Below are 25,082 nucleotides of genomic sequence, written 5' to 3'. Positions count from 1 at the left end.
GGTGACCTCCGTCGCGGAAAAGACGATGAAAAGCCCCCTTGAGCGCCTGAGCGAACAAGAGCTCGAAAAACTCGCCAAGGAACTCGATGCGATCCATGACGAGGTGTTCGCCGATCTGGGCGAGCGGGATCGGCGCTACATCAAGACGGTCATTTCGGTACAGCGACAGATCGTGGTGGCCGGCCGCATCCTGCTGCTGGGGTCGCGTTCGAAAACCGCGTGGATCCTGGGAACCGCCTGCCTGGGAATGGCCAAGATCCTGGAGAACATGGAGATCGGCCACAATGTGATGCACGGCCAATGGGATTGGATGAACGATCCCGATATCCATTCCTCCGTGTGGGATTGGGACACCGCCTCGACCGCCGAGGCGTGGAAGCATTCCCACAACTACATCCACCACACCTACACCAACATCCTCGGCAAAGACAAAGACCTCGGCTACGAACTCCTGCGCATCGATCCCGCGCAGAAGTGGGCCCCGCGGTACCTGTTCCAGCCGATCTCCAACCTGTTGCTGACGCTGCTGTTCGAGTGGGGCGTGGCGATCCACGACATGGACATCGAGGCCATTCGGCGCCGCGAGAAGCCCTGGTCGGAGGTGCGCAAGGACCTGCGCGGCATCAGCGGAAAGGCGCGCGCGCAGGTCATCAAGGACTACCTCGGCTGGCCGTTGATCAGCGCCGGCGCCTTCGCGCTCGTTCAGCTGGCCGCACGCGGCAGGCTCGATCAGCCCCCACGGTCGCGCGTGGGCAAAGCGCTGCGCAGGGCAGGTGGCGGTCGCCTGGGCTCGGCGGCGGATCTGCTGGACAAGGTCCTGCCGGGGGTGGAAAGCACCTATCTGCGGACCCTGGGCGCCGACGCGCTGGCCAACGTCATCCGCAATGTGTGGGCGCACGCCATCATCTTCTGCGGCCATTTTCCCGACCAGACCTATACTTTCACCCCCGAAGAGGTCGAGAACGAGACGCGCGGCGGGTGGTATGTGCGCCAACTGGTCGGCGCCGCCAACATCGAAGGCAGCCCGCTGTTCCATGTCATCAGCGGCAACCTCGGCTACCAGGTGGAACACCACCTCTATCCCGACATGCCGAGCAGCCGCTACTCGGAGATCGCGCCGAAGGTCAAAGACATCTGCGAACGCTACGAACTGCCGTACAACTCCGGCCGCTTCTCGAAGCAGTGGTTGATGGTGCACCGCACCATCTTTCGATTGGCCTTTCCCGGCGGGAAGCCGCGGCGCAAACCCGGACCGTACCGAAGCGCGGCCGACCGTCCGGGGATGCAGCGACCCAGCGAGGGCGCCCGCTTCCGGGAACGCGTCCCGGCCGAACACCCGGCCGCGGGCCCCGAACACGAGCCCGGCGGCGTGGCGGTGCAGCCGCCACCGCGCGGCAACGACTGACCGCACCCTCGGTTCGCGCCGCCCGGCGAGGATCTGCGAAATGAACCGCTATCGCCGGACCCTCGTGAATGATGATCGATGGTGCATCTCATCCGGACCGCCAGCGGCCTTCCCGCGCGGCTGTGGCGCAGCCCGCTGCGTGGACCTTGGCTGACAGCGGTATTCGGCTCGGTGCTCTTGGTGACGCTGCCGATCGTCATCCTCACCGGCCTGCTGTCCTACATCGCCTACGGGCCGCGATTCGGCCAGGCCATCCCGGGCGACGTCGGCTGGCTGAAGTTGCCGACCTTCGACTGGCCCGCCGATCCGTCGTGGCTGTACCGGCTGACCCAGGGACTCCACGTCGGGCTCGGTTTGGTGTTGATCCCCGTGGTGCTCGCCAAGCTGTGGTCGGTGATACCGCGACTGTTCGTGGTGCCGCCCGCACGGTCGGTTGCCCAACTGCTGGAACGGGTTTCGCTGCTGATGCTGGTCGGGGGCGTCCTCTTCGAGATCGTCACCGGCGTGCTGAACATCCAGTACGACTACATTTTCGGGTTCAGCTTCTACACCGCCCACTATTTCGGCGCCTGGGTCTTCATCACCGGGTTCGTCGTGCACGTGGCGATCAAGAGCCGGCGCATGTGGTCCGGTTTGCGCTCGATGCCGCTGCGGGAGGTGCTGCGCACCGCACGCGCCGACACCAAGCCGCAGCCCTGGCAGCCCGACTCCCTGGTCGCCGCCGACCCCGGCCCCGCGACGATGAGCCGCCGCGGCGCGCTGTTGCTGGTGGGCGGGGGCGCGCTGTTCCTCGCGCTCATCACCGCCGGTCAAACCATCGGCGGGTACGCCCGGCCCGCCGCGTTACTCCTGCCGCGCGGGCGCAGCCGGGGCAACGGGCCCAATGACTTCGAGGTCAACCGGACCGCGGCGGCCGCCGGCATTTCGACCGCGGACACCGCCCACCGATGGCGGCTGAGGATGACGGGTGGCCCCCGACCGGTGACCTTCGACCGCGCCGCGCTGCTGGCGATGCCGCAACACACCGCCGTGCTGCCGATCGCCTGCGTGGAGGGCTGGTCGACCACCCAAACGTGGAGCGGGGTGCGGCTGGCCGAGCTCGCCCGCCTCGCCGGTGTGCCCGCGCCGGAATCGGCGCGGGTGTCGTCGCTGGAACGCTCCGGCGCCTTCACGGGCGCCACCCTGCAGGGCAACCAGGTGCGGCACCCGGACGCGCTGCTGGCGCTGCGGGTCAACGGCACCGACCTGTCGCCGGACCACGGCTTTCCCGCGCGCATCATCGTGCCCGCGCTGCCCGGCGTGCACAACACCAAATGGGTGGCCGCCATTGACTTCCGGACGGCCGCCGATGCGTAACGCGTTCGCGAGGCTCTACGGGTCCCACCCGCTGCACCTGCTGACCATGATCGCCGGATTCGCGGTGCTGGGCTACGTGGTCGCCACGGTCAAACCGGCCACGCTGTGGAACCCCGACGTGTGGTGGCAGTCGATCGTCGTGTGGTTCGCCGCGGCCGTCGTCGCCCACGATCTGGTGTTGTTCCCGGTCTATGCGGGCCTCGACCGGCTGCTGTCCCGCCGACCGCCGTGCCCCGGTCCCGACGTGCCCGTGCTCAACCATCTCCGGGTGCCCGCGCTGGGGGCGGGCCTCACGCTGGTGGTGTTCCTTCCCGGCATCATCAGGCAGGGCGGCGCCACGTACCGGGCGGCGACCGGCCAGACCCAGGACCCATTCCTGGGTCGGTGGCTGTTGTTGACCGCGGCGATGTTCGCGGTCAGCGCCGCAACCTATGCCATCCGGACGGCAAGGGTGCGGCGGCGGACCCGGGCGCGGGAAATGGCGCCCCGGGCAACGAATCAACGCCCCGGCGACGGGCCTTAGAGGTTTCTTGGTGACTCCTTGGAGTGTCCTTCCGGGTCCGCGCGCGTCGCCGTGCATCCCAACCGGTCCCACTACACTCGCGCCCCGTGGGGAGCCGAAACGAAAGAACAGGAGCCACGTTCTGCGCGGGGGTAGCCGCGTTCGTCCTCGCGCTGGGCGCCTCGCCCGGCAGCGCGACAGGACCGACAACGCCGGCAGCTTCGTCCAGCCCCCTGCCCGTTTCGCGAAGCGATCCCGACGGCGTGCAACCCACCGGTGGAAACGGGTGCATCATCGGCCTCAATTGCGGGTGCCTGCACAACTGCCACAAGCCGCGGCCCCACCCTCCGAATGTTCCCGCCAAGACACAGCGCTCCACTCCCGCCCCGAGGAATCCCTAGCCGGCTGATTCTCGGCGGGAGCGCGACCGCGCCCCGGGCCGCTTTCCTATCATTGACCGAATGAGCGCCGGCGGGCTGGATATCGAGTCGTCGCCGGCATTCTCCGAACACGACCCGGCCCGGTTTCGCGAGGCCGGCTGGTGGTGCGATACGACGCTGTCGGACGCCGTGCGCCGCAACGCCGCGCAAACCCCGGACCGCCCCGCCTATGTCGACCATCCCGAAGCGTCGCTGATATGGCGTGAATTCGACGATGCCGCAACACGTTTGGCGCAGTCCCTCGCCGGTGCCGGCGTCACGCGTGGGGACCGGGTCGCGGTATGGCACCGTGACTCCGCGGCCATCCACGCCCTGTTCGTCGCCATCGAACGCTGCGGGGCGGTGGTCGTCGGCGTCGGCGCACGGGCCGGCACCCGCGAGGCCACGGCGATACTGCGCAGCGCCCAGCCGAAGGCCCTGATCAGCGATGAACCCCACCGCGAGGCCGCCGCGGGCGTCGCCGATGAACTCGGGCTACCGGCGCTGCTGCTGGACCGGACCCTTCGCCTGGACATCGACGCCGAGCCCACGGCGCTCACGACCGACGCCCGCCTCGGCCCCGACGACGTTTTCCTGATCAATTCCACCTCCGGGACCACCGGGCTGCCCAAGTGTGTCGTGCACACCCAGAACCGTTGGCATTACTTCCACCAGAAGGCTGTCGCCAACGGGCTGCTGGCGCCGGACGACGTCTTTTTGCCGGTGATACCCACGCCGTTCGGGTTCGGGCTCTGGACCAGCCACACCACACCGATCTACCTCGGCGCCACCGCGGTGCTCCTGGACCGGTTCACCACCAAAGCCACCTGCGAGGCCATCGCCCGGCACAGGGTCACCGTATTATGTTGCGTCAGCACACAATTGACCATGCTGATGGCGGACCCGGCCAGCCGCGAACACGACCTGAGCTCGCTGCGCGTCGTCTACACCGGCGGCGAGGCGTTGCCGTATCGCCCGGCGGCCGAATTCGAGGAACTCACGGGCGCCAAGATCCTGCAGTTCTTCGGCTCGAACGAAACGGGGATGCTCAGCGCGACCACCGTCGACGACTCCCGCGAACGGCGGCTGCGCACCGGGGGCCGCATCATCCCCGAGATGTCGGTCCGCCTCTTCGACGGCGACCGCGACGTGACCGACACGGGTCGGGGCCAGCCCGCGTGCCGGGGCCCGGCGACCAGCCTCGGTTACCTCGGCGGCACCGACCACGACAAGCTGTTCACCCCCGACGGGTGGATGCGCATGGGCGACATCTGTGAGATCGACGCGGACGGCTATCTGCGGGTCACCGGGCGCACCTCCGACTTCATCGTCCGTGGCGGCAAGAACATCAGCGCAAGCCAGGTCGAAGACGCCGTGACCACCCACCCCGCCGTCGCGGTGGCCGCCGCGATCGCCATGCCCGATCCGGTGTTCGGCGAAAAAGTCTGCCTCTACGCCGAACTCACCGGCTCCGCCACCATCGACCTTCCCCAGCTCGTCGAACACCTGCTGGCGCTGGGAGTTTCCAAGGAACTGCTGCCCGAGCGCCTCATCATTCTCGACGAATTGCCTCGCTCGTCGGGCGGAAAGATAGCCAAAGGCCGACTTCGCGAGGATATTGGAGCCAGGATGGAGGCTGGTCATGAATGCACCTGATGCACGCCGTGGCGGGCTGGAAGTCTGGGCGCCGTCAGTGGTTCCGCCGATCGGCGTCGAGCTGTCCCACGAGCAGGCGCTCGCCATCGCATTCCGCCACCTCGCCGGCATCGGTTTCGCCGAGAACATGGCCGGACACATCACCTGGCAGCTCGACGGCCAGACGAACATGTTCGTCAATCCCTGGGGCCTGTGGTGGCAGGAGGTCAGCGCCTCCGACATCTGCGTGGTGGACGGCGACGCGCGCGTCGTCAGCGGCCGTTGGGACGTCACCCCGGCCATCCACATCCACACCGAACTGCACCGCGTCCGCGACGACGCCCGCGTGGTCATCCACAACCACCCGTACTACGTGTGCGTGCTCGCCGCGCTGGGCAGGCTGCCGGAGCTGGTGCACCAGACCGGGTCGCTGTTCCTCGACGACCTGTGCCTGGTCGAGACCTACGACGGCGAGATCGACAGCCCCACTCGCGCCGCGGATCTCGCGGCCCGCATCGGCGGGGCCAACCTGACCATCCTGGCCAACCACGGCGTCATCGCGACCGGCCGCAACCTGCCCGAGGCCGTCTACCGCGCGGCCTCGATCGAACGGGTGTGCAAGCTGGCCTACGACGTCATGCTCACCGGTAATCAGCCGGTGGCGATGCGGTGGTCGGATATGGCCGGCATGCAACGCTCGCTGATCGAACGGGCCGCCGACGTGTACTGGGCCGGGGCCGCGCGGATGACGATCAAGGCCGACCCCGATGTGCTCACCTAACCCGCGAGCAGACGCAAAAACACCCGCGCACACGGCGTGTCGGGTGCTTTTGCGTCTGCTCGCGCCACCTCGAGGAGTTTGACGCGTGAAATCGATCGACGAGCTGGCCACCGACCTGAACTTCACCACGGCCAAGACCGGCGCCGAACGGTCGGTCACCTTCCTGCCCGATCCGCCCCGGGCGCGACGCCGCTACACCGTCATCTCGGTCGACGACCACATCGTCGAACCCCCCGACACCTTCACCGGCCGGCTGCCCCGAAAGTTCGCCGACCGGGCGCCCAAAGTCGTCGACACCGACACCGGGGGCCAGACCTGGGTGTACGACGGCCGGGAACTGCCCAACGTCGGCTTCAACGCGGTGGTCGGGCGGCCGGTGGCGGAGTACGGCTTCGAACCCGTGCGATTCGACGAGATGCGCAGGGGCGCATGGGATATCCATGAGCGCGTCAAGGATATGGACCTCAACGGTATCTACGCCTCGCTCAACTTCCCCTCGTTTCTGCCCGGCTTCGCCGGGCAGCGGCTGCAGCAGGTGACCACCGATCGCGACCTCGCGCTGGCCTGCGTCCGCGCCTGGAACGACTGGCATTTCGACGTCTGGGCGGGCTCGTACCCCGACCGCATTATTCCCTGCCAATTGCCGTGGCTGCTCGACCCCGAGCTCGGCGCGAAGATGATCTACGAGAACGCCGACCGCGGCTTTCACGCCGTGACGTTCAGCGAGAACCCCGCGATGCTCGGCCTGCCGAGCATCCACACCGACCACTGGGATCCGATGATGGCCGCGTGCGCCGAGACCGGCACCGTGGTCAACCTGCACATCGGATCGTCCGGGTCGTCGCCGTCCACCACCGCGGACGCGCCGCCGGACGTGCAGGGCGTGCTGTTTTTCGCCTACGCCATCTCCGCGGCGGTCGACTGGTTGTACTCGGGGCTGCCCAGCAGGTTCCCCGACCTGAAGATCTGTCTGTCCGAAGGCGGAATCGGTTGGGTGGCAGGACTGCTCGACCGCCTCGACCACATGCTCAGCTATCACGCGATGTACGGCACCTGGCAAGCGCTCGGCGAGCGCCTGACCCCCGCGGAGGTGCTGGTCCGCAACTTCTGGTTCTGCGCGGTCGAGGACAAGTCGTCGTTCGTCCAGCGCGACCGGATCGGCGTCGACAACATCATGCTGGAAGCCGACTACCCGCATTGCGACTCGACGTGGCCGCACACCCAGCAGGCCATCCACGAACAGATCGGCGACCTGCCGTCCGACGTCATCCGGAAGTTCAGCTGGGAGAACGCATCCCGCCTGTATCGGCACCCGGTGCCCGCCGCCGTGCAGCGCGACCCCGAGGCGTTCTGAGCCCGGCAACCCAGACCCCTTGATCACCGGCGGGGGGTTCCGCCAGCGTCCCGCCTCGTATAAGCTACGTTTAGTACGTACTGAACGAACGGGATGGAGCGTATGTCACCGGACGAGGCCGAGTTCGTCGACCGCCTCGGGCTGTTCTTCGAGTTGCTGGGCGCCACCCGCACCATGGGCCGGGTCTACGGGTGGCTGCTGATCTGCGATCCGCCGCAGCAGTCGCTGACCGCGCTGGCCGCCGCGTTGTCCGTGAGCAAGGCGTCGATCAGCACTGTCGCCCGGCAACTGCTGGAGGGCGGCATGGTCGAGCGCTTGCCGAGCCCGAACCGCCAGCACCTCTACCGGGTCACGCCGGGTGGGTTCACCAGCGTGCTGGAAACCCAGCTGTCACTGATGCGGCTGGGGATCGAACCCGCCGAATTCGCGCTGTCCGTGCTGGACGAGGACCGCGCCGAACAACGGCAACGCGTGGAGGACTTCCGCGATTTCTGCGAGTTCTGCACGCAGGCCTACCGCGACCAGCTCATGGAAATGTGGACCGAATACCGCGCGAAGAGGAAGCAGCGATGACCGCAACGGACAAAGTCGATTTCAGCTCGGTCGCCTGGGGCTCGGTGGAATGGACGAATCTCGTCACACTGTATCTGCGCGCATGCGAAAGCCGTTCGAAGCGGCCGATTCTGGGCGACACGGTCGCCGCGGACGCGGTGGACCGGATCAGCTACGACTTCAAGCGCATGCGCCGGAGCACCATGCCCGCCTCGAATCAATACCTGGTCGCGCTGCGCGCCAAGAAGTTCGACGACTGGTGCGCCGATTTCCTCTCCCGCAATCCCGACGCCGTTGTCCTGCACCTGGGTTGCGGCCTTGACGGCAGGGCCTTCCGGCTTGACCTACCGCCGTCGGTTTCCTGGTTCGACGTCGACCAGCCCAGCGTCATCGGGCTGCGGCGGCAGCTCTACGACGACACCGAGCGCTACCGGATGATCGGCTCGTCGGTGACCGAGCTGCGGTGGCTGGACGACATCCCCGCCGGGCGTCCCACCCTGGTCGTCGCCGAGGGCCTGCTGATGTATCTGCACGAAGAGGAAGTCCGGCGGCTGGTGCAGCGCCTGATCGACCGATTCCCCGGCGGTGAAATGCATTTCGATACGCTGTCGGCCCTGGCCCCGGTGCTGTCCAAGGTCTTCACCAGGGGCATCATCACCTGGGGCATCCGCGACGCGCGCCGTCTTGCGGCCTGGCATCCCCGGCTGCGGTTCCTCGAGCAGACGCCCGCGCTGGCCGGCTACGAGCACATCCCGTCGGCCGCGGTGCGGATGATCTACGCGTTGACGTGGGTGATCGGCGGGCGCGGCTACGACGTGCTCAATCGTTTCGAATACTGAACCTCACAAGTCGGATGCCAGCCGGCGCAGAATGTCAGTCGCGGGCTCGGCGGTGGCTTGCCGAAAACCGGTGCCCGCCCACAGGTGTACGTAGTCAGGCTTTCCAGCCGCCGCGGCCGCCTTGCGCAGCGGGCTGGTCAGGTGGTGGATGGCGGGATAACCCGGGGGCGCCTCGGCTTCGTGGGCGTCGATGAACGCGTTGCGCAGGCCCCGGGCCGGCCGGCCGGTGAAGGCCCGGGTCAGCACCGTCTCGGTGTACGCGGGATCGGCCAGCGCCGCCTGATGAGTGGCCGACGCGCCGCTTTCGGCGGCGCGCAACAGCACCGTCCCGACGGCGGCAGCGGCCGCTCCCGCCCGGATCACCTCGGCCACCGCGGCCGCCGTGGCGAGCCCGCCGGTGGCCAGCACCGGCAGGGGAACCGTCGCCACGACCTGGCTGACGAGGTCGACGATCGGGACCGGGGTCAGCGGCCGCGACGGCGACAGGGTGCCGGAATGCCCGCCGGCGTCCGCCGCCTGCACAATGAGCATGTCGACACCGGCGTCGCGTGCCTGCTCCGCCTCCTCGGCCGTGGTGACCGTCTGGACCACCACGCTCTGGGCCCGTCGCAGCGCCGCGATCACGTCGCGCGGCGGAATGCCGAACGTGAACGACACCATCGGAACCGGATCGTCGAGCAGCAATTCGATCTTCGCGTCGAAGCTGTCGTTGTCCTCGACGGGCTCGGACGGCAGCGTCAGGCCGAACTGGTCGGCCTCGGCCTGGATGATCGCCGCGTACTCCCGGTAACGCCGCGGATCGACCGGCACCGGGTTCGGCGCGAACACGTTGACGCCGAATGGGATCCCTTCGGCGCGAATGGCTTTGATCTCGGCTTCGACGGCCTCCACGGTCTTGTAGCCGGCAGCCAGCACGCCCAGGGCCCCCGCACGGGTGGCGGCCGACACCATGGCCGGGGTGGTCGGTCCGCCCGACATGGGGGCCGCAACCAGCGGTATGGACATCCCGAACTGCGCCAACATCTCCATGCCTCGACAATATCGGCCGCGATCGGCGGTGCGGCGGCATTACACCGTGAGCACCGACCTGGCAGGATGCTTGAGCGTGAAGCGCCCCAACTTCCTCGTAATCGTCGCGGACGACCTCGGGTTTTCCGACATCGGCGCCTTCGGCGGCGAGATCGAAACACCCAACCTCGATCGGCTGGCCTACTCCGGGATCCGGCTCACCGATTTCCATTCGGCGCCGGCGTGCTCGCCGACCCGGGCGATGCTGTTGACCGGGACCGACCATCACATCGCCGGCATCGGCACGATGCTCGAAGTCGCGTCCCCGGGATTTCGCGGCGCCCCCGGCTACGAGGGCTACCTGAACGACCGGGTCGTCGCGCTGCCCGAACTCCTGCGCGACGCCGGATATCTGACGCTGATGTCGGGCAAATGGCATCTGGGCGCCACGATCGACAGGTCGCCGTGGGCACGCGGCTTCGAGCGCTCGTTCGCGCTGCTGCCCGCCGGTGCCAGCCACTACGGGGGAGCGGGCGCGCGCGGGTTTTCGCCGGTGCCAACGCTTTACACCGACGATGACAAGTTCGTCACCGTCGGCGACGACTTCTACTCGTCGGACTCCTACACCGACACCCTGCTGCGGTACCTGGACGAGCGCGCGGCCGACGACGACCGTCCGTTCTTCGCCTACCTGCCGTTCCAAGCGCCGCACTGGCCGCTGCAGGCGCCCGACGAATCCGTCGCGAAATACTGCGGCCGCTACGACGACGGTCCGGACGCGCTGCGCGAGGAGCGACTGGCCGCCCTCAAGCGGCTCGGTCTCTGCCCGCCTGACGTCACCGCGCACCCGGTGGTCGCCGACGGCGCGCCCGAGTGGGCCGACATGACCGACGAGCAGCGCGCGCGCTCGGCCCGCAGCATGGAGGTCTATGCCGGGATGGTGGACCGGATGGATTACAACATCGGCAGGGTGATCGACTACCTGTCGGCCAGCGGCGAACTCGACGACACCGTGGTGATCTTCCTGTCCGACAACGGCGCCGAGGGCGCGATCGTGGAGGCGATGCCGCTGCGCGGCGCCGAGATCGCCGCGCAGATCGAAAAGCATTGCGACAACAGCCTCGACAACCTCGGCCGGCCGACGTCCTTCATCTGGTACGGGCCGCGTTGGGCGCAGGCGGCCACCGCGCCGTCGCGGCTGCACAAGGCGTTCACCACCCAGGGCGGCATCCGGGTGACGGGTTTTGTCACCTGGCCGGGATTCGCGCGGCAACAACAGATCGGCACCGCGTTCAGCACCGTGATGGACATCGCGCCAACCCTGCTGGAGCTGGCCGGCGTCGCGCACCCGGGCACGTCCTACCGTGGCCGCGAGGTGGCCCCCATGCGCGGCCGCTCGCTGGTGGAGTATCTGACCGGCGCCGCGGAGACCGTGCACGACGCGGACACCGGAACCGGCTGGGAGTTGTTCGGCCGCCGAGCCATCCGGCAGGGCGATTGGAAGGCGCTGCACCTGCCGGCGCCGTACGGCCCCGGTGACTGGCAGCTCTACGATTTGGCTTCCGATCCCGGCGAGATTCACGACCTGGCCGCGTCGCATCCCGACAAGTTGGCCGAGCTGGTGGCGCTGTGGGATCGCTACGTCGAAGAAACCGGCGTGATCCTCGACCCCGTCTCCGTGTTCGACACCGAACTCTAACGACCGGCGGAGCTGGGGCGGACGGCCTCAAATAGCTCGACCGAACCGCTGTGCCGCGCGACCACCACGTCGAGTCCTGCATCGTCGAGCCAGCGCTGCACGTCACCGGCCCGCGGCGTGTTCCCGAAAAACGCGGCCGCCTGCAACGCCGTCACAAAGCGATCTTGGCGCCAGCCGCGACCCCGGACACACGTGCTCCCGCGCAGAATCCCACCCGGCTTGAGCACGCGGGCGAGCTCGACCACCGCAGCGTGCGGATCAGGAAGGCAATGCAGCCCGTTGAACGTCAAAACCAGGTCAAACATGTTGTCCTGAAAGGGCAGATCTGTGATATCGGCCTCGCTGAACTCCATCAGGCCGTCCAGGCCCAACTCGGTCGCCCGGCTCCGCGCCCGCCTCAGCATGTCCGATGAAATGTCCGCGGCCACGTAGCGGCAGTCCTGTCCGCGGCGCAGGCCACGAAAGGCAAAGCCCCCGCCGCACGGGATGTCGAGTACATGGGCACCGGCGGGAGCATCAGCGACACGCTCAACCATTGCTAACAGATCATGTAACGCCAATCCCCACAACGCTTTTGCGCCCACCGCGGCGACACTGTCGTTCGTGGCCGCCGTGTTGTACAACGCCGATGCCACCCGAGCGGCACGCCAGCGGTCGGTTACCTGCTCCATACGCTGACTCTAAACTGCAGAGCGCTGCGGCGACAGGGTGCTATCCGGCCTGAACGTCGGCCAACAACCGGCGCGCAGCCTCGACGCAGGGGCGCAGGCGTTCGATTGGGCTCACCCCGGCCAGCGCCAATGACCTTTGCGGGACTTCGATCTCGATGACAATGTCGGCGGGCAGCGCGGCCAGGATGTCGCGCAGGGGCAGGTCGCCCTCGCCGGGCACCAGGCGCTCGAACATGGCCTCCTCCAGGTAGTTGTCCATGCGCGGCCGCAGCGTCGTGTCGTTGAGTTGGGCATAGCCGATGCGCCCGGGGTCGACGGCCGCCAGCTCGCTCGCCCCGGAACCCGAGCGCATCAGGTGCATGGTGTCGACCAGCAGCCGGAATTCGCTTCGCCCCACGTGATCCGCGGCGGCCAGGCCGGCGGGGAGGTCACCGATGGTCAGTCCGGGCACCGGTTCCACGACGGTACCGATGCCGCGCTGGGCGGCAAGTTCGGTCAGCGCCGCGAACTGGTCGAGGGTGCGCGGAAGGTCGGGGTCGAGGCTCACCACGTTGATCCGCGGGACGCCGAGTTCGGCCATCACGTCGAGGTCGGGCCGCAGCGCGTCCACGTCGGCGCCGGGGCGCACGAGGAATCCGTCGCCGAGCGAGATGGTTACGCCGCGATCGTCCATCGCGGCGAGCAGATCCTTCCTGAGCGCGGCGTCGTCCTTGAGGGAGAAGGCAGGGTAGCCGAGTGGCACCAGCGGCATGCCCTGGATGGCGGCCGAGATGCGGGGGCAGCCTAGCTCCGCGGCCAGCTCCACGAACTCGATTGGGGGAAGGCCGAACACGCTGAGCATGCCGAGCGCGAGGCGATCGGGACGCCCCGGCGCGGTCACGCGGGACGACCCGCCAGCTGGGCCAATTGCGCTGCGCCCTCGGCGGTTGGGGTGGTCAGCACGATCCGTCCGGAGGTGACCTGCTCCTCGATGATCGGTGCCTCCAGCACCAGATTGTCCCGGATGAAGGCGACGTGGTCTTTGACATGCTCGGCGGTGAACGACGCCCATGCCGCCGCCGACGGCGGGTCGAGCACCAGGGTCACCTGGTAAAAGTCGGCCGTCAGGGCCTTGGGCGGGTCCACGTGTATCAGCCCGAGTTGCATAATTTCCGGGCCCAGGGTGTACACGTTGGCCCGGGCGAGGTCGCACGTGTTGAGGGCGTCGGTCGGGGCCACCGGGACGTTCGGACCCATGTCGGGGCACTTGGTGGCGGGCGTCGTCGGGTGTGACTTCGTCACCGGCCGAACGGGCAGCGGCGCCACCTTCACGATCGGCGCGGGTGCGGGCGGTGCTGCAGAAGTGGCGGAGGCCGGGGTTGTCGGCGGGCTGGAGGGCGCGGGCTTGTGCGCCTGGTGGCAGCCCCCCGTCAGCGCCGCGAGTAGGCCGATGAACCCAAGCCAGGCAACGGCATTGCTCACACGAACTCGACGGGGCCTCATCGAAGCACACTCTACCCAGGTATTCGACGAATCCTCGGAAGTATTGCACCGCAGTTTCTTTCGTGGCGGGCAGCGCGCCGCCGCCGAGGCGGGAAATATGCCATCCTTTACCGACACTACGAATATAGAGTAGTGTCTTGGTCCTGAATAACAATGGATAGACGACGAAAGCCTAATCCCGTCGAGCGCCGCCGCGATCTGTGCGATGCGGCGATTCGATTGTTGGCCGATGACGGGGCTAAGGGGTTGAGCCATTTGAAGGTGGACCGCAAAGCGGGCGTGCCGGACGGCACGACGTCGTTCTATTTCCGCACCCGCTCGGCGCTGCTGCGGGCCGTCGCGGAACGTTCGGCCGAGCTCGACCTCGCCGAACTGCAGGCGATCGCGGACAGCTCCGACGCCGGCAGTGAGGCTCCCACACCCTCGCGGTTGTCGCAGGTCGTCATCCAGGCCGGCAGCGACCCGCAGCTGTACCGGACCAGGGCCCGATACGAGCTGACCATGCTGGCCACCCGCGATCCCGCGCTCGCCGCGATCCTGCAGCAGGCCACCGACGAGTTCACCAAGCTGCACCGGGAAATCCTTGTGCAGCTCATGCCGCACGGCGCGGAACTGGACCCGGCCGTCGTCGAGGATCTGAGCAACGTCACGCTGACGTTCATCAACGGCCTGCTGCAGCGGTTCGCCCACGGCGACCGGATCGTCGACAGTGCCGAGCAGCTCGACGGGGTGCTGTCGGCGATCGCGGCCGGAATATTGCGCAGTTCGGACAAGGGTCGGCTCACCCAGGCGGGCGGTCTGCGGGTGCTGCGCGGCGGGGCGCCCGGACCCCGATGACAGCCCCGACCGAATCCGGCGCGCGGACTTCCGACCCTTGCCAGAGCACCCGCAGTATGGTTCTCTACGACAATAGAGTGAGTCGGCCTTCATGCGCCGTTTTCAGCCGAACTTGTGCGCATGTCAGAGCGACGCAATTAAGCGGAGTGTGTAAATTGCCCCGGACCGAATCCAACGCTGCAACGCTGGCAGCGCGAGCCCTGGTGCGGGTAATGCGGGTATCCAAAACTGCAGCGGTAGGAGGGGTTTCGTGACGGCGAGCACCGACAGCCATGTTCGTTTCGATCCATACGATGTCGGGCTGATCGCGGACCCGTATCCGATGTTCGCGCGGTTGCGCGACGAGGCGCCGCTGTACTACAACGCCGAGTTCGACTTCTACGCGGTGAGCCGCTACGCCGACGTCAGCAAGGCGCTCGTCGATCACGAGACATACAGCTCCGCGCGCGGTGCGATCCTGGAGCTGATCAAGGCCAACCTCGAAATCCCGCCGGGCATGTTGATCTTCGAGGACCCACCGATTCACGACGTGCACCGCAAACTGCTGTCGCGGATGTTCACCCCGCGCAGGATCGCCGCGCTCGAGCCGATGATCCGCGACTTCTGCGCCGCGCTCCTGGACCCGCTGGTGGGCTCGGGACACTTCGACTTCGTCACCGACCTGGGCGCGCAGATGCCGATGAAGGTCATCAGCATGTTGCTCGGCATCCCCGAAGACGACCAGGAGTACATCCGCGACCGGGGCAACGCGCAGCTGCGCACGGAGGCCGGCAAGCCGATGGACGCGGCCCAGCACGGGCTGTCGGTCGGCGAGCAGTTCGAGGCCTACATCGACTGGCGCGCGGAGCATCCGTCCGACGACATCATGACCGAACTCCTCAACGTCGAATTCGTCGATGAAAAGGGTGTGAACCGGCACCTCAGTCGCGAAGAGATCCTCGTGTACCTCAACGTCGTCGCCGGGGCGGGTAACGAAACGACCACACGGCTGATCGGTTGGTCCGGAAAGGTTCTCGCCGAGCACCCCGACCAGCGCCGCGACCTCGTCGAGAACCCCGCGCTCATCCCGCAGGCGATCGAAGAACTGTTGCGCTACGAGCCGCCGGCCCCACACGTGTCCCGATACGTGACCCGCGACGTCACGGTGCACGACCAAACGGTGCCCGAAGGCAGCGTGATGATGATGCTCATCGGATCGGCGTGCCGCGACGAGGCCCAATTCGGGCCCGACGCGGGCGAATTCAACGTCCATCGCGCGGTCCGCCCGCACCTCACGTTCAGCATGGGCACGCACTTCTGCCTGGGCTCGGCGCTGGCGCGCCTGGAGGGCCGCGTCGCGCTCGAGGAGATCCTCAAGCGATTCCCCGAGTGGGAGGTCGACCTGAGCAAAGCCACCCTCAGCCCGACCTCCACGGTGCGGGGCTGGGAATGCATGCCGGCGCTGGTGTCACGATGACGGGCCGGGTAGAAGGGAAGGTAGCGTTCATCAGCGGTGCGGCCCGCGGCCAGGGCCGCAGCCATGCCGTGCGCCTGGCGCAAGAGGGCGCCGACATCATCGCGATCGACGTCTGCGGGCCGATCGAGAACCTGGCGTATCCCCACTCGACGCCGGAAGACCTCGACGAAACCGCCGACCTGGTCAAGGCTCTCGACCGGCGCATCGTGACCGCGCAGGTCGACGTTCGCGACTACGACGCGCTGAAGGCGGCCGTGGACAGCGGGGTGGAACAACTCGGCCGCCTCGACATCATCGTCGCCAACGCGGGCATCGGCACGTTCGGCAACAAGCTGCACAAGATCCGCGAGAACATCTGGCGCGACATGATCGACGTGAACCTCTCCGGCGTCTGGCACACCGTCAAAGTCGGTGTGCCACATATCATCGCCGGCGGGCGCGGCGGTTCGGTCGTGCTGACCGGTTCCGTCGGATCGCACAAGGCCATGGCCCACACCGGCCACTACATCGCCGCAAAGCATGGCGTGCTGGGCCTGATGCGGGCCTTCGCGGTCGAGTTGGGGGAGCACAGTATTCGGGTCAACTCGGTACACCCGAGCCAGGTCAACACCCCGATGACCATCAACGAGGTGACGTTCCGGTTGTTTCGGCCCGACCTGGAGAATCCCGGGCCGGACGATTTCGCGCCGTTCTCGCAAATGATGCACACGTTGCCGGTACCGTGGGTCGAAGCGGTCGACATCAGCAACGCCGTCCTGTTCCTCGCGTCGGACGAATCTCGTTACATCACAGGCGTTTCGCTACCTGTCGACGCGGGCGCTCTGCTCAAGTAAGCGTTAACAAAATTCAACTGAAGGAAGAAGACTATGCCCGAATACGACTATGAAGAAATGAAAAAGGAAGCCGAGCAGTACATCAAGTTCGAGAAGGACAAGAAGAACCGCATCGCCTACATCACCTTCGACCGCCCCGACGCGCAGAACTCCACCACGCTGGGAATGCGGCAGAACTATGCCGATCTGATCCACAAGTGCAACGTGGACGACGACGTCAAGGTCGTCGTGATCCGCGGCGAGGGTGAGGATTTCGGTAGTGGCGGCGACCTGCCCGAACAGCGCGGGATGCTGGAGAATCCGGGCATGCCGCTGCTGCACGAGCTCGCGATCAACGACGACGACGTCAAGTACCCGCCCGGCGGCTCCTACCGCTACCTGTCCACCGTCACCGACTTCTACGCCAAGGCGCGCGCCGGAAACCGGCCGCTGCAAGAGCTTCGGAAGATCAGCATCATCGAGGCCAAGGGCTACTGCTACGGCTGGCACTTCTACCAGGCCGGCGACGCCGACCTGGTGATCTCCTCCGACGACGCACTGTTCGGCCACCCGGCGTTCCGCTACGTGGGCTGGGGCCCCCGGCTCTGGTGGTGGGCCGAGACGATGGGACTGCGCAAGTTCTCCGAAATGCTGTTCACCGGAAGGCCGTTCAGCGCCAAGGAGATGTACGACTGCGGCTTCGTCAACAGCGTGGTGCCCCGCGACAAGCTGGAAGACGAGACCCTCAAGTACGCGCTGGCGTGCTCGAAGGCCCGACCGACCGACACCGTTGCCGTACAGAAGACCTTCCTGGAGCTCTACAAGCAGCACAAGGGTGAGTACTTCGGCAGCCTGCTGACCGGCATGGTCGAGGGTATGTTGCCGATGATCGCCAACGACGCGCGGGAGGTCGACCTGACCGCGGGCACCTTCGAGAAGGGCCTCAACAACGTGGTCAAGGACAACGACATGAACTTCCCGCCGGAATGGCGACTGAGCCGCTCCGGGCGCGCGAAGCCCTGACCGCCTTGCGAGGGCGCACATGTCGGCGCTGACGGCCTTCAGGGTCATCGAGCTGGCGGGATCGGTCGCGGGGGAGTATTGCGGTAAGTTGCTGGCCGACTTCGGTGCCGAGGTGATCAAGGTCGAGGCGCCCGGGCGCGGCAGCCCGACCCGGGCCATGGCGCCCCGCCTCGCTGAGGGCTGCGAGGGCAGCGCATTGTTCGCCTACCTCAACACGAACAAGCGCTCCGTGGTTCTCGACGCGACCTCGCGAGCCGGCGCCGAGAGCCTGGATCGGCTCATCGGCGGCGCCGACGCGGTCATCGACGACGGCGACACCGATGGGGCGCAGCGGCACCCCGGAGTGGTGTTCTGCTCGATCACGCCATTCGGCGCGAACGCCCCGGCCGAGTACGCGAATGCGAAGAGCATCAACGTGTTCCACGCCAGCGGCTGGGGCTACCACACTCCCAGCCATCCGGATCCGACCAGGCCGCCGCTGCGGGGGCCCGGCCGGTTCCTGGCCGACTACGAGGCGGGGCTGGAGGCGGCGCTGTGCGTCGCGGCGGCGTTGTTCGGGCGCCTGCACTCGGGCGGGGGCGAGGCCATCGACGTCTCGCAGCAGGCCGTGCTGGTCTCGCGCGCCGATTGCATTCTGGGGCGCCTGGTCACCGGCGAAGTCCCCGCCCTCGGCAGCCGCGACGACTACGACCAGCAGGGACCCGCGTCGTTCTTCGCCTGCGCCGACGGCTTCGTCTATCTGTACATGACCAGCCGCGCCCACTGGCTCGGCGTCAAACAGCTGATGGGGCGCCCGGATTGGCTCGACGACTTCGACGACGACTGGCTGGAGTTCTCCGTGACCCCGGACAAGGTCGCGACGTTCCAGCGGGGATTCGCGGCGTGGGTCCGCGACCTGTCCAAGGAGACGGCGTCCGACGAGGCGCAGCGACTCGGCGTGCCCCTGGTGCCGGTTAACGAGGCCGCCGACCTGCACCGCGCACCCCAGTACGTCCACCGGGGCTTCTTTTCCACCGTCAGCCACCCCGTGTTGGGCGACGCGGCGTACCCCACGGTGCCGTACTTGTTCGGCGCGACCCCGGCGGAAATCGTCTCTGCGGCGCCCACTCTCGGTCAGCACACCGCGTCGGTCCTCGGTGGACTCGACGCGCCCCACGCTCCACCGGCGGCGAAGGCGGCGCAGCTCAAGCCGCCGAAGACACCGCGCGGTGGACCCCTGCAGGGGGTGCGCGTCATCGAGCTCACCAAGGTGTGGGCCGGCCCGTATGCCGGCAAGCTGTTGGCGCTGTTGGGCGCCGAGGTGATCAAGGTAGAAACCGCGGCGCTGCCCGAGGAGATGCGCGCCTACGGCGGCACCGACATCAACCACGCCCCGTTCTTTCTCAGCATCAACCCCGAGATCCTGAGCGTGGACATCGACATCAAGTCCGCCGAGGGCATGGCGCAACTGCGGGAGCTGATCTCCCGCAGCGACATCGTCATCAACAACCTGCGGCCGGGCGCGATGGAGCGCCAGGGCCTCGGGTATCAGCAGCTCACCGAGATCAAACCGGACATCATCTCGGTGTCGATCAAAATGTGGGGCAATGACGGACCGTTAGGTCATCAGACCGGCTACGCGCCGTGCTTCGCCGCGCTCGCCGGGCTCGCGCCGCTGGTCGGCTACCCCGGTGGACCGCCGCTCGGAACCAGCATGCGCTACGGGGATTCCACGGTCGGCGCGGCGGCCGCCTACGCCGCCGTGGTGGCGCTGCTGCACCGCGAGCTCAGCGGCGCAGGGCAATTCGTCGACGTGTCGGCCGTCGAAACCCTTTCCTCGATGATCGGGGACTGCCTGCTGGAACACAGCCTCACCGGGCGACGACTCGGGCCCAACGGCAACCACAATCCCGACATGTGCCCGCACGGCTGCTACCCGTGCGCGGAGGGCTCGTGGGTCAGCGTGGCCGTCGCCGATGACACCGAATGGCAGCGGTTGTGCGGCGTGCTAGGCGCCGCCTCGCTGGCCGACGACCCCCGCTACGCCACCCCAGACGACCGCCAGCGGCACGCCGAGGCCCTCGACGCCGATCTCGCCGCGCTGACCCGCCAGCTCGATGCCGAGGAACTCGCGCATCGGCTACGGGCGGCGGGGGTCGCGGCCACCAAGAGCGCGACCGCCATGGATGTGGTTGGCGATCAACAACTCTGGGAGCGCGAGCTGTATCGTTTCGTTTCGGACCATCGCGAAGGCCTGCGACCGGTGCTGGGACCATCCTGGCGGATGGCGCGCAACCCCGCACGGATCTCGCGCGGCGCGCCGGATCTGGGCGAGGACACCGACTACGTTCTACACGAGATACTGCGCACCCAATCGACGGGCGGATCATGACGACATTGGCGCACACCGCGGCCCTGGTGACGGGTGCCAGCAGTGGCATCGGAGCGGCGACGGCCAAAGCGCTGGCCGCCGAGGGAGCGACGGTAGCTCTCCTCGCGCGCCGCGCCGACCGGCTGGCGGAGCTGAAAGCCGAGATCGAATCCGCCGGTGGCACAGCGCTCGTCGTCACGGCCGACGTCACGGACGCCGATCAGGTCGCGGCCGCCGTGGGGCGCACAATCGCGGAGTTCGGACGGCTCGACACCCTGGTGAACAACGCTGGCCTGATGCAATCGGCGCCCGCGACCGAAGCGCCGCTGCAGGACTGGGACAACATGGTGGCCGTCAACGTGCAGGGCGTTCTCTACGCGACCCGCGCGGCGCTGCCACACCTGATCGACGCCGCCGCCGACTCGCCACGCGCCGTGGCGGACATAGTGACCATCAGCTCCACCGCAGGGTGGGTGGCCCGGCCGAACACCGCCGTGTATTCGCTCACCAAGTTCGGGGTCAACGCGTTCAGCGAAGCCATCCGCCAAGAGGTGCTCGGCAAGCGGGTGCGCGTCGGCGTGGTGGGCCCGGGAACGGTGGATACCGAGATCTTCAGCCACCTGGGCGAATCCTCGCGGGAGGCCTTCGAAAAGCAGACGTCGGGCATGGTCATGCTGCGGCCGGAGGACATCGCCGACGCGGTCCTGTTCATGGTGACCCGCGATCGCCGGGTGGCGGTGAACCACATGCTGGTGCGCGCGGCCGAGCAGACCTGGTAGCGGTGTGAGTTCGCATTGGGTGGTCGGTGATCAATACGGATTGCCGATCCCGGCGGACCCCGCGACCCTGCTCAGCGGTGGAGCTGCGTTCCTCACGAAGGCCTTTCGGGCTTCGGGCGTCCTCGCCGACAACAGCGTCGTTCGCATCAGCGACTACCGCGAGATCAGCGGCGGCAGCACCGGACGCAAGGTGGTGCTGTCGGTCGAATACGACCGTGCCGCACCCGATCTGCACACCGAGCTGTTCGTGAAGTTCTCCCGCGATCTCGACAATCCGGTGCGCGATCGCGGAAAGACACAGATGGAGCCCGAGGTGCGCTTCGCCTCGCTGTCCCGCGCCCCGGAATTCCCGATCGCCGTACCCTGCCCGCAGTTCGCCGACTACCACCGCCCCACCGGCACCGGCCTGCTGGTCACCGAGCGAATCAAATTCGGCGGCAACGGAATCGAGCGCCAATACCACAAGTGCCTCGACTACGAGATGCCCGAGCCCCTAGGGCACTACCGAGCGCTGCTGACCGCGCTTGCGCGCCTCGCCGGCACGCATCGCTCCGGTCGGCTGCCCGCGGAATTGACCGCTCACTTTCCGTTGGACGTGCGGGCCGCGACGGTGGGCGAACGCGCGCCGCTGCCCGCGGAGAAGCTGGACCGGCGGGTGAGCCAGCTCGCCGAATTCGCGCAGACGCATCCAGGGCTGCTGCCGGCCAATGCCTGCTCACCCGAATTCCTGGCCCGCCTGCGCGACGACGTGCCGCGCGTGGCGGTCTACGAGCAGGCGATCGCACACCAATTGGCCGACGACTCCGACTATGTCGCGCTGTGCCACTGGAACGCCAACATCGACAACGCGTGGTTCTGGCGCGACAGCGGCGGCGCGTTGCAGTGCGGCCTGATGGACTGGGGATGCGTCGGCCAGATGAACCTCGGCATGGCGCTGTGGGGAGCGATGTCCGGCGCCGAGACCGACATGTGGGACACCCATCTCGACGATCTGCTGCAACTGTTCGTCGCGGAATACGAGCGCTGCGGCGGTCCGCAGCTCGAAATTGGCCGGTTGCGTCGGCACATGCTGCTCTATGCGGCCGCCATGGGGGTCGCCTGGCTGCTGGACGTGCCGGCCTTGATCCGCAAGCGATTCGACACCGTGCCCGGCACCCGCAAGGATCCGCGCATCCGGGCTGACGAAGGCGTGCGCGCGCCGCTGCAGATGCTCTCGAACCTGCTGAGCGCGTGGGAACGTCATCGCGTGGGGGACCTACTCGATGACGTTCTGCCTTAGCGTCAAACTGGGTCGTTGTCTTCGTCGTAATTCAGGAATCGTTCGGGGTGATGGAAGGCGTTGGTGCGGGGTTGTCCGTGGTCGAGGTTGGCACTGGTACGGCGCAACCCCCCGTCGATGCCATCATCGGAAAGAATCGCCTGTAATTCGCCCCCTTCGTCGGTGGACACTAGTGCACCTTATGAATGGACTTTGCAGCGTGGACTGAGAGCCACAACCCCGTCCGGAATTTTCACAATTTTGGATGTGAGTAACCGCGGGAGTGCTTACGCTACCAATCAGGCAGCGCTACCAACACGAAGTCACCTGTCGCTTGCCAGGGTGATGGGACCACCGTTTTGCCATGAGCATGGGACCGGGTGTTTCCGGTTGTTGGCCGTGTGGTGATGGTGGCCGATGACGGGCCTTCCGGTCAATTCGGCTGGTCCGAATTGACCGGCTTTCCGGGACGGGGTTTCTGGCGTTGCCTGTAGGACTCGCCTTCGACGACGAGTTCGTAGGCCGCCGATTGCAGGCGGTCCATCGCCGATTGGGCCAGCAGTGGGTCGGCCATCATGGTCAGGATCTCGGGGGGTTCGCGGTTGCTGGTGATGACCGTGGAGGTCTGGCGGTGGCGTTCGACGATCAGCTCGTAGAAGTCGCTGGTCTCGGTGGCCTCGAGCCGGTGCAACGCGAGATCATCGATGACGAGCAGTTCGACGCGGTGCAGCTTGCGCATCTCGTCTTCGTAGCTTCCGTCGAGCCGTGCGCCACGGAGGCGTTTGAAGAGTTTGTCGGCGCGTTCGGTGTGCACGCTGTGATGACGGCGCACGGCGATGTGTCCTAATGCGTTGGCCAGGAAGGTTTTTCCGACCCCGACCGGACCCATGATGAGAACGTTGTAGGCGTCGGCCAGAAACCGCAGCGAGGTCAACTCGGCCCACAGTTGCTGATCGAAGGTGACCGCGGCGGTGTCGTCCCAGGCCGGTAGCTGCATCTGCGGATCCAGATGCGCGGCCTTGGCGCGGCGGGCGGCGGACTCGCGGTCGCGGCGGGTGACCTCATCGGCCAGCAGCATCTCCAGGAAATCGTGGTGCGGCAGCCTGTTGGATCGTGCCAGGGCCAGCCGCTCGGGCAGGGTGTCGAGTAGCTGGCCGAGCTTGAGGCGGCGCATCAACGACTTGAGCTCCGAGGACACCTCGATCGGCTTGACCGCCGGGGTGACATCGGGTCGTCGGGTGGTGGGGCTCATGACGGCCTCCGCACTGAGAAGTCGGTGGCCGCGCGGACGAACCGCGACGCGGCAGGCGGGGTCGGGATTAGCGGCAACTGGGCACCGGCACCGCGGGTGAGCATGCGCTCGATCAGTCCGACGTCGATGACCTCGGCATCCAACGCGCGCTGGCAGGCGTCATCGACCGCGTCCGGGCCGTGGCGGCGCACCAACCCGAGGAGGCGATAGACCTGGCGCATCTTGGTCCACGGCAGCGGATGTTCCAGCACCGCCGCCGCATACGCGCCGACATGGGTGCCGTGGGCGGCTGCCTTGCGCTGCAAGGTGTTCAGGTCGCGCATCGCATAGACCGACACCTCGGCCGGGAGATCGGCGGGGTCGGTGCGCCGGCGTCCCGGCGCCACCACCGGGTGGACCTTGATCAGCTCACCGCGCCAATACAGCTTCACCGTGCGCGCATCGACCCGGGCATCCAGCCGGCGCCCGATCAGCTCACCGGGAACGCTGTAGAGCCCCTTGGCGACAGCCACGTGCCGATCCGGGGCCACCTTGGGCCGGCACCAGGTCGGGATGTCGAACACCTCGTCGGGCACTGGCTTGAGGTGGGGTAGCTCGTCGGCGGCGAACACCTCGGCCGGGCGGCACCGGGTGGTGCCATGTATCCGCATCCCCGCCACCTGCTCACACCATTGCTCGGCTCGCGCCCGGCAGTCGCCCAGGTTTCGAAAGTCTTCTCCGGCAAAGAAATTCGACCGCGCATACGGCACGCAACGCTCGACGCGCGGCTTATCCCGGGGGCTGCGGATGCGAGCCGGATCCACCACGAAGCCCCGCGCCTGCGCGTATTCCCGGAATGCGTCGTTGAGTTTCGAATCGATCGCATCAGCCTTGTCGACGATGGCCTTCATGTTNTCGGGAATCACCACCGCGAACACCCCACCAAAGAATGCCCACGCCGCCTCGAACCCGGCGATCACCTCGTGAAGCGTCTGGCGGTAAGTGGGATAGACGAACATATGTCGCGAATACACCGCGGTGAAGATCAACCCCTGCACCACCCGCCGGCGACCATCTTCGACATCGGTGAGCATCCCGAGGCGACCGAAATCGACCTGCAGTTCAGCACCGGGCTCACAGTCAGCCACCGGCACCGTGGCCTGACGCTGCCCGAACCCCAATTCCGTTGTGGCATAACGATGCAAGGTTCGATACGACACCACCACACCCCGACGCCCCAACAACGTGTGCACCTTCGTCAAAGTCAAGTCCTGTTTCAGCCACGCCTTGATCTGCTCGGCCTCGGCATCGATGGTCTCCCAGGCCTGGCTCTTGCCATTGGGCCGACTCGGTCGCACCTCGGCGATCACCGCCCCCAACAGCTCATCGGTCAGCTGGCTGGCGTCGCCGTCACGATCGAGCCCGCACGCGCGGGCCCGATCCACATACCGGCGCACCGTTTTGCGGTCCATGCCCGACAGCCGAGCCACCTCCCGCAACCCCCGACCCGCCAGCCACAGCCGCAGCATCTCCCTGACTTCGATCATCGACACCTCCCGGTAGCTCATCTGGCCAATACAGCGGCCGAGCAACCGGAAACCCCCACGCCACGCCGGGTGGTCCCATAACTGGC

Annotated in this window: 23 protein-coding genes; 16 read left to right on the top strand and 7 right to left on the bottom strand. The window is 67.3% G+C overall.

Annotated elements, in window-relative coordinates; all coding sequences use genetic code 11:
• Position 1 precedes the first annotated feature (1 nt).
• The 8 genes from W7U_RS09130 (at position 2) to W7U_RS09095 (ending at position 8,843) form a co-directional block, all read left to right on the top strand.
• Entirely contained in the window at positions 2-1,405 is a 1,404-nt protein-coding gene (locus W7U_RS09130) for an acyl-CoA desaturase (protein ID WP_008257176.1), read from the top strand.
• A 78-nt stretch (positions 1,406-1,483) separates the two neighbouring features.
• A complete protein-coding gene (locus tag W7U_RS09125) occupies positions 1,484-2,761 on the top strand; it encodes a molybdopterin-dependent oxidoreductase (protein ID WP_008257174.1) in 1,278 nt (425 codons plus the stop codon).
• Positions 2,754-3,284: a hypothetical protein gene (locus W7U_RS09120; protein WP_008257171.1), complete on the top strand. Its 531-nt coding sequence runs from the start codon at positions 2,754-2,756 to the stop codon at positions 3,282-3,284. Before W7U_RS09125 ends, W7U_RS09120 begins: the two co-directional genes overlap by 8 nt.
• 440 nt (positions 3,285-3,724) lie before the next feature.
• Positions 3,725-5,338 (top strand): class I adenylate-forming enzyme family protein, encoded by a 1,614-nt coding sequence (locus tag W7U_RS09115; protein ID WP_008257168.1) that lies wholly within the window; start codon positions 3,725-3,727, stop codon positions 5,336-5,338.
• On the top strand, positions 5,325-6,098 hold the full coding sequence (locus W7U_RS09110; RefSeq protein ID WP_050989385.1) for a class II aldolase/adducin family protein: 774 nt from the start codon (positions 5,325-5,327) through the stop codon (positions 6,096-6,098). Before W7U_RS09115 ends, W7U_RS09110 begins: the two co-directional genes overlap by 14 nt.
• 85 nt (positions 6,099-6,183) lie before the next feature.
• Positions 6,184-7,452 carry an amidohydrolase family protein gene (locus W7U_RS09105; protein WP_008257165.1) on the top strand — a complete coding sequence of 423 codons (1,269 nt, stop codon included), beginning with the start codon at positions 6,184-6,186 and terminating at the stop codon, positions 7,450-7,452.
• Between the two features lie 102 nt (positions 7,453-7,554).
• Positions 7,555-8,025 (top strand): MarR family transcriptional regulator, encoded by a 471-nt coding sequence (locus tag W7U_RS09100; RefSeq protein WP_008257164.1) that lies wholly within the window; start codon positions 7,555-7,557, stop codon positions 8,023-8,025.
• Positions 8,022-8,843: a class I SAM-dependent methyltransferase gene (locus tag W7U_RS09095; protein ID WP_008257162.1), complete on the top strand. Its 822-nt coding sequence runs from the start codon at positions 8,022-8,024 to the stop codon at positions 8,841-8,843. Before W7U_RS09100 ends, W7U_RS09095 begins: the two co-directional genes overlap by 4 nt.
• A gap of 3 nt (positions 8,844-8,846) precedes the next feature.
• Here the strand turns inward: W7U_RS09095 and W7U_RS09090 are convergent, their stop codons facing one another.
• Entirely contained in the window at positions 8,847-9,872 is a 1,026-nt protein-coding gene (locus W7U_RS09090; RefSeq protein WP_008257160.1) for a nitronate monooxygenase, read from the bottom strand.
• Positions 9,873-9,948: 76 nt separating this feature from the next.
• Here W7U_RS09090 and W7U_RS09085 point away from each other — a divergent pair, with 76 nt between their 5' ends.
• Positions 9,949-11,550: an arylsulfatase gene (locus tag W7U_RS09085; protein ID WP_008257158.1), complete on the top strand. Its 1,602-nt coding sequence runs from the start codon at positions 9,949-9,951 to the stop codon at positions 11,548-11,550.
• On the opposite strand, the gene W7U_RS09080 is transcribed toward W7U_RS09085, so the two are convergent.
• The 3 genes from W7U_RS09080 to W7U_RS09070 are packed head-to-tail and all read right to left on the bottom strand — an operon-like array spanning position 11,547 to position 13,682.
• Positions 11,547-12,221 carry a class I SAM-dependent methyltransferase gene (locus tag W7U_RS09080; protein ID WP_008257156.1) on the bottom strand — a complete coding sequence of 225 codons (675 nt, stop codon included), beginning with the start codon at positions 12,219-12,221 and terminating at the stop codon, positions 11,547-11,549. The two genes, W7U_RS09085 and W7U_RS09080, sit on opposite strands and share 4 nt — an antisense overlap.
• A 40-nt stretch (positions 12,222-12,261) precedes the next feature.
• Positions 12,262-13,101, bottom strand: coding sequence for a TIM barrel protein (locus W7U_RS09075; protein ID WP_008257153.1), 840 nt, complete (start codon positions 13,099-13,101; stop codon positions 12,262-12,264).
• Positions 13,098-13,682, bottom strand: a complete 585-nt coding sequence (locus tag W7U_RS09070; protein WP_036428917.1) for a hypothetical protein — start codon at positions 13,680-13,682, stop codon at positions 13,098-13,100. The genes W7U_RS09075 and W7U_RS09070 overlap by 4 nt, the downstream gene beginning before the upstream one ends.
• A gap of 174 nt (positions 13,683-13,856) precedes the next feature.
• Here W7U_RS09070 and W7U_RS09065 point away from each other — a divergent pair, with 174 nt between their 5' ends.
• From W7U_RS09065 to W7U_RS09035, 7 genes are all read left to right on the top strand, one after another.
• A complete protein-coding gene (locus W7U_RS09065) occupies positions 13,857-14,540 on the top strand; it encodes a TetR family transcriptional regulator C-terminal domain-containing protein (protein WP_036428916.1) in 684 nt (227 codons plus the stop codon).
• A gap of 250 nt (positions 14,541-14,790) precedes the next feature.
• On the top strand, positions 14,791-15,996 hold the full coding sequence (locus W7U_RS09060) for a cytochrome P450 (protein WP_008257148.1): 1,206 nt from the start codon (positions 14,791-14,793) through the stop codon (positions 15,994-15,996).
• Positions 15,993-16,829, top strand: a complete 837-nt coding sequence (locus W7U_RS09055; RefSeq protein WP_008257146.1) for a mycofactocin-coupled SDR family oxidoreductase — start codon at positions 15,993-15,995, stop codon at positions 16,827-16,829. Before W7U_RS09060 ends, W7U_RS09055 begins: the two co-directional genes overlap by 4 nt.
• Positions 16,830-16,862: 33 nt before the next feature.
• A complete protein-coding gene (locus W7U_RS09050; protein ID WP_008257144.1) occupies positions 16,863-17,831 on the top strand; it encodes an enoyl-CoA hydratase/isomerase family protein in 969 nt (322 codons plus the stop codon).
• 19 nt (positions 17,832-17,850) lie between these two features.
• A complete protein-coding gene (locus W7U_RS09045) occupies positions 17,851-20,202 on the top strand; it encodes a CoA transferase (protein WP_008257142.1) in 2,352 nt (783 codons plus the stop codon).
• Complete coding sequence (locus W7U_RS09040) at positions 20,199-20,960, top strand: SDR family NAD(P)-dependent oxidoreductase (protein ID WP_008257140.1); 762 nt, start codon at positions 20,199-20,201, stop codon at positions 20,958-20,960. Before W7U_RS09045 ends, W7U_RS09040 begins: the two co-directional genes overlap by 4 nt.
• A 19-nt stretch (positions 20,961-20,979) precedes the next feature.
• Positions 20,980-22,239 (top strand): hypothetical protein, encoded by a 1,260-nt coding sequence (locus tag W7U_RS09035; RefSeq protein WP_008257138.1) that lies wholly within the window; start codon positions 20,980-20,982, stop codon positions 22,237-22,239.
• Positions 22,240-22,241: 2 nt separating this feature from the next.
• Here W7U_RS09035 and W7U_RS26615 read toward each other — a convergent pair whose 3' ends face one another.
• The 3 genes from W7U_RS26615 to istA all read right to left on the bottom strand — a co-directional run bounded on the left by W7U_RS26615 (position 22,242) and on the right by istA (position 25,017).
• Positions 22,242-22,409 (bottom strand): hypothetical protein, encoded by a 168-nt coding sequence (locus W7U_RS26615; RefSeq protein WP_008257136.1) that lies wholly within the window; start codon positions 22,407-22,409, stop codon positions 22,242-22,244.
• 242 nt (positions 22,410-22,651) lie between these two features.
• Positions 22,652-23,470 (bottom strand): ATP-binding protein, encoded by an 819-nt coding sequence (locus tag W7U_RS09030; RefSeq protein ID WP_008256165.1) that lies wholly within the window; start codon positions 23,468-23,470, stop codon positions 22,652-22,654.
• Complete coding sequence (gene istA / locus W7U_RS09025; protein WP_008257133.1) at positions 23,467-25,017, bottom strand: IS21 family transposase; 1,551 nt, start codon at positions 25,015-25,017, stop codon at positions 23,467-23,469. The genes W7U_RS09030 and istA overlap by 4 nt, the downstream gene beginning before the upstream one ends.
• Positions 25,018-25,082 lie beyond the last annotated feature (65 nt).

The organism is Mycobacterium sp. H4Y, assembly GCF_000364405.1.
Lineage (GTDB): Bacteria > Actinomycetota > Actinomycetes > Mycobacteriales > Mycobacteriaceae > Mycobacterium > Mycobacterium intracellulare.
Note: the sequence above shows the minus strand (reverse complement) of the source record. Positions and strands in the feature narration are given on the sequence as shown.

Coding starts and splice junctions, on each gene's coding strand:
- W7U_RS09125 (WP_008257174.1), top strand. CDS start 1,484: ATGGTGCATCTCATCCGGACCGCCAGCGGCCTTCCCGCGCGGCTGTGG.
- W7U_RS09120 (WP_008257171.1), top strand. CDS start 2,754: ATGCGTAACGCGTTCGCGAGGCTCTACGGGTCCCACCCGCTGCACCTG.
- W7U_RS09115 (WP_008257168.1), top strand. CDS start 3,725: ATGAGCGCCGGCGGGCTGGATATCGAGTCGTCGCCGGCATTCTCCGAA.
- W7U_RS09110 (WP_050989385.1), top strand. CDS start 5,325: ATGAATGCACCTGATGCACGCCGTGGCGGGCTGGAAGTCTGGGCGCCG.
- W7U_RS09100 (WP_008257164.1), top strand. CDS start 7,555: ATGTCACCGGACGAGGCCGAGTTCGTCGACCGCCTCGGGCTGTTCTTC.
- W7U_RS09095 (WP_008257162.1), top strand. CDS start 8,022: ATGACCGCAACGGACAAAGTCGATTTCAGCTCGGTCGCCTGGGGCTCG.
- W7U_RS09090 (WP_008257160.1), bottom strand. CDS start 9,872: ATGGAGATGTTGGCGCAGTTCGGGATGTCCATACCGCTGGTTGCGGCC.
- W7U_RS09080 (WP_008257156.1), bottom strand. CDS start 12,221: ATGGAGCAGGTAACCGACCGCTGGCGTGCCGCTCGGGTGGCATCGGCG.
- W7U_RS09065 (WP_036428916.1), top strand. CDS start 13,857: ATGGATAGACGACGAAAGCCTAATCCCGTCGAGCGCCGCCGCGATCTG.
- W7U_RS09055 (WP_008257146.1), top strand. CDS start 15,993: ATGACGGGCCGGGTAGAAGGGAAGGTAGCGTTCATCAGCGGTGCGGCC.
- W7U_RS09050 (WP_008257144.1), top strand. CDS start 16,863: ATGCCCGAATACGACTATGAAGAAATGAAAAAGGAAGCCGAGCAGTAC.
- W7U_RS09045 (WP_008257142.1), top strand. CDS start 17,851: ATGTCGGCGCTGACGGCCTTCAGGGTCATCGAGCTGGCGGGATCGGTC.
- W7U_RS09040 (WP_008257140.1), top strand. CDS start 20,199: ATGACGACATTGGCGCACACCGCGGCCCTGGTGACGGGTGCCAGCAGT.
- W7U_RS09030 (WP_008256165.1), bottom strand. CDS start 23,470: ATGAGCCCCACCACCCGACGACCCGATGTCACCCCGGCGGTCAAGCCG.